At 48.8% G+C, this 7,147-nt stretch carries 6 protein-coding genes; 5 read left to right on the forward strand and 1 reads right to left on the reverse strand.

Annotated elements, in window-relative coordinates; all coding sequences use genetic code 11:
• The 3 genes from RMO84_RS10160 to RMO84_RS10170 all read left to right on the forward strand — a co-directional run.
• On the forward strand, nt 1–850 hold an 850-nt coding region (locus RMO84_RS10160), incomplete at its 5' end, for a phytoene desaturase family protein (protein ID WP_396135823.1).
• Nucleotides 851–924: 74 nt separating this feature from the next.
• Nucleotides 925–2,199 carry an FAD-dependent oxidoreductase gene (locus RMO84_RS10165; RefSeq protein WP_310488348.1) on the forward strand — a complete coding sequence of 425 codons (1,275 nt, stop codon included), beginning with the start codon at nt 925–927 and terminating at the stop codon, nt 2,197–2,199.
• A 365-nt stretch (nt 2,200–2,564) separates the two neighbouring features.
• On the forward strand, nt 2,565–3,149 hold the full coding sequence (locus RMO84_RS10170) for a YqeG family HAD IIIA-type phosphatase (RefSeq protein WP_310488349.1): 585 nt from the start codon (nt 2,565–2,567) through the stop codon (nt 3,147–3,149).
• A gap of 183 nt (nt 3,150–3,332) precedes the next feature.
• Here RMO84_RS10170 and dndE read toward each other — a convergent pair whose 3' ends face one another.
• A complete protein-coding gene (gene dndE, locus RMO84_RS10175; RefSeq protein WP_396135824.1) occupies nt 3,333–3,737 on the reverse strand; it encodes a DNA sulfur modification protein DndE in 405 nt (134 codons plus the stop codon).
• A 354-nt stretch (nt 3,738–4,091) separates the two neighbouring features.
• Here dndE and fni point away from each other — a divergent pair, with 354 nt between their 5' ends.
• On the forward strand, nt 4,092–5,111 hold the full coding sequence (gene fni, locus RMO84_RS10180; RefSeq protein WP_310488351.1) for a type 2 isopentenyl-diphosphate Delta-isomerase: 1,020 nt from the start codon (nt 4,092–4,094) through the stop codon (nt 5,109–5,111).
• Nucleotides 5,112–5,327: 216 nt separating this feature from the next.
• Nucleotides 5,328–7,136 (forward strand): signal peptide peptidase SppA, encoded by a 1,809-nt coding sequence (sppA, locus tag RMO84_RS10185; protein WP_310488352.1) that lies wholly within the window; start codon nt 5,328–5,330, stop codon nt 7,134–7,136.
• Nucleotides 7,137–7,147: the final 11 nt, after the last annotated feature.

The raw sequence follows: 7,147 nt of genomic DNA on the forward strand, positions 1-7,147 counted from the left end.
CTTTGTCGATACGATCGTCTCTAACGGCGGCGAAGTATTGCTAGAGCATGAAGTGCGGGAGTTTGTCATCGAAAATCGCACCGTGACTGGCGTGCGCGCGATCGATCTCACCACGAAGCAAGCCGTGGAATTTACCGGTAAAACCGTTATCTGCAATATCGACCCCCAAACTGCCGCCCGCAAGATCGGCATCGACAAGTTCTCCCCAGCCGTGCGCCGCAAGCTTAACTACGAGTATTCGGCATCCAATTACATGGCCTATTGTGTGGTTAAAGATCTCGATCTCCGCGATTACGGCTTTGGGAAGTGGAATATCGAACATACGGGGCACGAAGATCTCAACGTTGCCTTCGCCCAGATGTACGATCGCCACGATTATTCCAATCCTAGCTTTGCGATTACCACCCCAACACTGCTGACTGCCCAGAGTCGCGACTGTCCCGAGGATTGCCAGATTGTCGAATTTTTGACTGTGGCTAATTACCAGTATTTCAAGCAACTGCGCCAAAGCGATCGCCAAGCATACAACCAGAAAAAGCAGGAAATCCTCGACTCGATCCTCGATGTCGTCGAACAACACTATGTCCCGAATTTTCGGCAGCATTTGGTCTTGCAGGTGACGGGGAGTCCGACGACCAACGAACGCTATTGCTGGTGTCCCCAAGGTAATTCCTATGGTTCTAGTTTGACCCCGCAAAATATGGGGTTGGGACGATTGAATCACGAAACATCGCTAGGGCAGTTTTATTTTTGCAATGCCTCGTCTGGCTATCCCGGCTTTGCACCGACGATCTGGACGGGGGCACTCCTCTATCAACGCCTCTCTGGCGACGCGATTTTAGGCAATTGAGATTTTTGACCTAAAACATTATGTCTAATTTGACACTGGGAAGGGAGTAGCTCGTCCTAATTTGGAGGTTAATTATGAAAATTGCGGTAATTGGCGGCGGTGCCAGTGGCATGGTGACAGCCTACCTGCTCGATCGGCAAGGACATCAGGTGACGGTGTTAGAGCGACAGCCGATCCTGGGCGGACACATTCGTACGCTCAACAAGAATGTCAAGCCTACTCACAGTAATTGCGCGGAGATTTTAGAAAGCGGCGTCCTCGAATTTCCGACGGCTTTTGGCGACTTTATCCGCTTGATGCGGGAACTAGAGGTCGAACTCGAACCCGTCCGGATTGGCTCGGCGATATTTTTTAACGATGGTCGTAAATATCTGTCGGGAGTGACGATCGCCAATAACTTAAGCGGGATGTCGCAGCGGCGCGAACGGTGGCGACTGAATGCTCTGTATGCTCAATCGATGGGCTTGTGGCTGCGCGCCCGCTTTGGGGTGCAAGACTTGCGCGATCGATCGCTGTCGGCATATTTGAGCGATCCTAGCGATCGCAACACTTGGTTGAAGCTATTGGTGATGTATAGCTACTCGATTCCCTTTGAACTACTCGCTGATTTTCCCGCTCAGTTGGCAATTCCGATGCTCCGCGAATATATCGCCGTTAATTGGGTGGGGATTAAAGGTGGGGTATATACTTATATCGAAAAAATCCTCGCGCGCTTTCGGGGTAACATTGCCCTCAATGTCGAGATCGAGCGCGTCGTCCGCAGTGCCGATGCCATCGAGATTTTTGTCAAAAACAGTCACGTCCAACGATTCGATCGCGTCGTCTTTGCCACGCCACCCGATCGAGTCATGGCGTTAATCGCCGATCCGACCCCCGCAGAAAGCCGCCGGTTTGGGGCTTGGCAGCCGAACTACATCACCAGTATCGTCCATCGCGATGCCCTGATGTACGATCGAGCGGGAATCGCCCGCCCGTCAGAATTTGACTTTTTTCAAACCAATACCCGCTGGGGTTATAACGGCTATCTCAATCAGCTCGGCAATGTCTCCCCGCCACCCCATTATTTCCTCTCGTTCCAACTAGAAGAGTTAATCGATCGCGATCGGATCGTCCACGTTCAGTCGCATCATACCCCGCTCTACACTACCGCCGCTTTTCGTCACCGCGATGACATTGTTGCTACTAATGGCGAGCGTCGTACCTATCATGTGGGCGCGTATCTGGGCGATGGTTTGCATGGCGGCGCGATTTCCTCGGCGGTGCGGGTGGCGCAACTAATTGGTTCTAGTCGCGATCCTCGTCCCACGCCCGTCCGCGATCGAGTGCGACTCTCGATCGATGCCCGTTAAGTGGGGATCGCACGTTTCGATCTGTGGGTAGCGATCTAGCTTTATCCAATTTTTATGAGTTATTTACAAAAATTAGGGTCGGGGCTAACCGAGCCGCCTACCCTAATTTGCAATTGCCAGATAAGTGGCAATCCGGCGATCGATCTACCAATTGACAGATGTTAAATTTCATTCATGCTAGTATGCTACAAACACTCTGCCCAGATTAAGATCTAAATTGTGTCGATCGAGACAGCTCGACAAGCATGTTTAAATTTGACTTTTATTGTGATATTTCGCAGCTTTAGCTCTGGTTAGCGATCGCTTTCACTCCAGCAAATCGAGAATTTTGGCCATCCCAGATTAGTTATTAATAAAGTCCAAAAATGAAGATGAATAAGCTCTCGTTTGCAACATATTTACCCGATCTGCTTAGGAACAATGCTCGCGAACATTGTTGGCCGAAACAAGCGCGATCTTTGGCAGCAGTTAGTCTCGGTCGGCTGATGGATGAATCCATCCAAGGTATAATTATTGCTCTCGACAACACGATTATTTCTGAAGACGATCGCTACATATCGCCTTATGCAATTACCTGGATCGCCCTGGCAAAAAAATTAGGATTCAAGCTATTTATCTTATCGAATGGCCATCGCGATCGAGTTACATATTGGTCTGAATATTTACAAATACCAGCAATTCAGTCCGCCCGAAAACCTTACCCAGCAGCGTTTAGCAGCGCAATGGCCGCGATGGATCTCGCACCCCGCCAGGTGGTGGTAATTGGCGATAGTCTTTTGACCGATCTTTTGGGTGCTCGGCTCGTGGGTTGTCCGCACATTCAAGTAGCTTCGCTCCCGCATCCCCTCAAATGGTGGGAAAAATTAATTGGTAAATACGTAAAAATTGCTTATCCGAGCGGCTACGAGCTATGGGACTTTCGATCGTCAAGTTATGCCGATCGTAATTAATGTATGTAGTCATATTTGATTTATTAGAAAATCGTAGGGTGTGTTGTCTTGACGCATTGCGAAGCGTAACGCACCTTAAATACTTGCGCTCGAACAAAATAAATACAAAGTATTTTATTCGATAGTAAGTCAAACTCGCTAATTCATTAGCGCAATCTTCTGTCCTTCAATAATAAGTAATTATCAATTCTCGATCGATCCCGACCGATCGATTGCCAGAGCTGTTAAATGTTCGATTTTGCGCAGACTCGGATCGCCAGCGAGATAGCCGATACCCCGATGCAAATGCAATCGAAACTGTTGTGCCACTATTTCTGGCGTCAGTGCCAGTCCATCGCGATAACATCGCTGTCTGAGGGCCAGAATCGCCAGATCGGCTAGCTCTCCGCCAAATACTTGCCAGGACATTTCTAGATTGCTATCGGCTGGTAGGGGCACTAATGAAGGTGGCGCGGCTTCGGCAAGCGATCGAAAAAAAGCCCAGCGACACAAAACATTCCAGCGATCGATTTTAGTCGTGCGCTTGAGTTTGACCAGTTGGTCTTTGGCGGTTTGTGACAGTTTGATGCTATTTACGGGCGGTTCCATCATTAAGGCATTGCTGAATTTAATTATGAATGCTGGAGAAGGAGCGGGGAGCGAAAAGCGCGATCTTGGGGTTTCCCCTGCTTGGGTTCGTTCCATGGTCGGGGCACCCGACCGGACGAACTCCGCTGTCTTGTCGTTTTCTTATTCGGGGGTTCCCCCCGAATAAGAAAACGCCGCAAGTGAAGCACCTTTTCAAGACAGCGGGGAGCGGGGAGCGGAGCAGCATACATCAAATTAGCAACGCATTCGTAAGTTGCTAGCAATTAAGTAATTGAGAGCGGCTGACTATTTATTTGGTAAGCTACGGAAGACAAGTAAGCCGCAGCCCAAGATCGCCCCCGAACCTACCTAATTATGTCTACAGTCGATCGCAAAGCCGAACATATCCGCATTTGTTTGGAATCAAATGTCCAGTTTCAAAGTCAAAGCAGTGGCTTCGATCGCTATCACTTTAGCCATAGTTGTCTGCCAGAACTAGACTACCATCAGATCGATCTGACGACAAAATTGCTGGGCAAACAACTCGGTGCGCCGATTTTGATTTCTTCGATGACTGGCGGTACACTACAAGCCCAAGAGATTAATTATCGCCTTGCTGAAGTCGCTCAAGAATATGGCTTGGCGATGGGTGTTGGTTCTCAGCGCGTGGCGATCGAACAGCCGCAAGTTGCGGCTACTTTCCAAGTGCGCCAGATCGCCCCAGATATTTTGTTGCTGGCAAATTTAGGGGCGGTGCAATTAAACTATCGGTATGGAATTGAGGAGTGCGAGCGCGCGATCGAGTTATTAGAGGCAGATGCTTTGATTTTACATCTCAACCCCTTGCAAGAGTGTATTCAACCCAAGGGTGACACAAATTTCCGGGGATTGCTCGATCGCATTGCCAGCGTTTGCGATCGCTTGCCCGTACCCGTCATCGTTAAAGAAGTAGGGAACGGGATCTCGGCACCGATGGCACAACAGTTGCTGGCAGCGGGGGTAAGTGGGATCGATGTGGCTGGCGCGGGCGGTACTTCTTGGGCGCGAGTCGAGAGCGAACGGGCGCAAACAGCGATCCAACGCCGATTGGGAGAGACGTTTGCCGACTGGGGGATACCCACGACCGAATGTATCACCAGCATTCGGCAAATTGCGCCGGAGGTGCCCTTGATTGCTTCGGGCGGCTTGCGCAATGGCTTGGATATCGCCAAAGCGATCGCGCTGGGTGCGGATATCGGTGGTTTGGCTCTGCCCTTTTTGCAAGCCGCAGACAGCTCTACCGCTGCCGTGCGCGAACTAACACAGATTTTGATGGCCGAAATCCAAACAGTATTGTTCTGTACGGGTAATGCCAGTGTAGCGGCACTCAGACACTCCCAGTCACTCTACCATTAGGCTTTAGGCAACTAGTCCGATCGCGGTCGAGATCTGGGCATAATGAGGATTAGTGCTGCTATGTGCCGATCGCTAGCCGCACGTTTACAGCAGGTATTGAAGTACCGCTAGATCGATCGGGCGATTGCCAAATCGCTGTCCGAGAGTTGGCAATCGAGTTTAACTGCTCAAACTGAGATTTTATTTTACGGTCTTCCTCACACTGCTCTAGATAATATGCGTCAATTTCTCAAACAAGCTCTCGCTAGTACGCTCGGTAGTCTCTTAGGGTTAACTTTATTTTCAGCACTATCGCTAACTTTAGTCACAATTACGATCGGCGCGCTCGTCCAAAGTGCCACTAATAATGAAGCCGCAAAAATACCCGACAAATCGATTTTGACGATCGATTTATCGCGCTCGATCGTCGATCTCGATCCGGGTAAAACCTTACAACAAGCTCTCTCTGGTGAAGCTATTCGCGTCACCGAATTAAAATCTGTCCTCAATGCGATCGATTCTGCTACCAATGACCCGCAAATATTAGCAATTTATTTAGATGGGAGTAATGGCAAACTCAGCAGTACTGGTTTTGCCACGCTCAAAGAAGTTCGGAACGCCCTAGAGCGGTTTCGCGCCAAAGGCAAAAAAGTAATTGCCTACAATGTCGATATGGACAAACGCGATTATTATCTATCTTCAGTGGCAGATCGGATCTTTCTCCATCCGATGGGTTCGATCGATATTAATGGCTTTCGATCGGAAACAATGTTTTTTAAAAATGCCTTAGATAAATATGGCGTTGGCGTCGAAGTCGTCCGCGTCGGTAAGTACAAATCTTTTGGTGAAACTTGGTCGTTAAATAAATTCAGTCCCGAAGCCCGCGAAGCAACCCAACAGTTATTAAATAATCTCTGGGGTGACTTCAAGTCATCAGTTGCAAGTAGTCGCAAACTTACGCCCGATTCAATCCAAAAGATTGCTGACGATCGTGGGACATTAACTGCATCCCAATCGATTAAAGAAAAACTAGTCGATCGCACGGCTTACCTCGATGAAGTCCAAACCGAACTCAAAAAGATTAGCGGTGCCGATGAGGAAGATAAGACTGATTTTCGCAGCGTTACACTCGATCGCTATGCCGAAGTCACCAATCGCGCACCCAAAACTTCCAGTCGCAAAATTGCCGTACTTTACGCACAAGGTAACATCGTCAGCGGTGAAGGCGGTGTCGGTCAAATTGGTGGCGATAGTTTAGCCCGCCAATTGCGAGAATTACGCACCGATGATGATATCAAAGCCGTCGTTCTCCGCGTCAATAGTCCGGGTGGTAGTGCTCTAGCTTCCGATATCATTCAGCGCGAAGTCCGACTATTACAAAAACAAAAGCCCGTAGTCGTTTCGATGGGAGATATGGCTGCATCTGGCGGCTATGCGATTTCTACTTATTCTAATAAGATCTTTGCCGAGCCGAATACTATTACCGGATCGATCGGGGTGTTTAGCATGAGTTTTAACTATCAAAAACTAGCAAACAATAACGGCGTAACTTGGGATGTGGTCAAGACCTCAAAATTAGCCGATAGTATGACAATTGCGCGTCCGCGTACGCCTCAAGAACTAGCGATTTCTCAGCAAATGGTTAATGATATTTATGAGGACTTTATTAGCAAAGTTTCTGAATCGCGAAAACTACCTAAACAGCAAGTTGCCGAAATTGCTCAGGGTCGAGTTTGGTCGGGAACAGATGCCAAAAAAGTCGGCTTAGTTGACGATATTGGCGGTCTAAACGACGCGATCGTTTATGCTGCCCAAACTGCTAAACTCGGTCGCGATTGGGAACTCGAAGAATATCCCGCTGTTGAAGGTTGGGAAGAAAAACTACTCAAACAATTTGCGGGTGGTAAAGAAGTGCGATCGCTCCAAAGTCAAGATCCCCTCACCACAGAATTACTCAAAGTCAAATCCGAACTCGACGTGTTAAAAAGCTTCAACGATCCGCATGGTGTCTACGTTCGGTTGCCAATGAATTTTAAAGTTGATTAGCGATCGGAGGG

This window comes from Chamaesiphon sp. VAR_69_metabat_338 (assembly GCF_031423935.1).
In the GTDB taxonomy this organism is placed as follows: domain Bacteria; phylum Cyanobacteriota; class Cyanobacteriia; order Cyanobacteriales; family Chamaesiphonaceae; genus Chamaesiphon.

What these genes read in the sequence shown, in the direction of transcription:
- dndE (WP_396135824.1), bottom strand. Translation starts at nt 3,737, where the DNA reads ATGGAACCGCCCGTAAATAGCATCAAACTGTCACAAACCGCCAAAGAC.
- sppA (WP_310488352.1), top strand. Translation starts at nt 5,328, where the DNA reads ATGCGTCAATTTCTCAAACAAGCTCTCGCTAGTACGCTCGGTAGTCTC.
- RMO84_RS10170 (WP_310488349.1), top strand. Translation starts at nt 2,565, where the DNA reads ATGAAGATGAATAAGCTCTCGTTTGCAACATATTTACCCGATCTGCTT.
- RMO84_RS10165 (WP_310488348.1), top strand. Translation starts at nt 925, where the DNA reads ATGAAAATTGCGGTAATTGGCGGCGGTGCCAGTGGCATGGTGACAGCC.
- fni (WP_310488351.1), top strand. Translation starts at nt 4,092, where the DNA reads ATGTCTACAGTCGATCGCAAAGCCGAACATATCCGCATTTGTTTGGAA.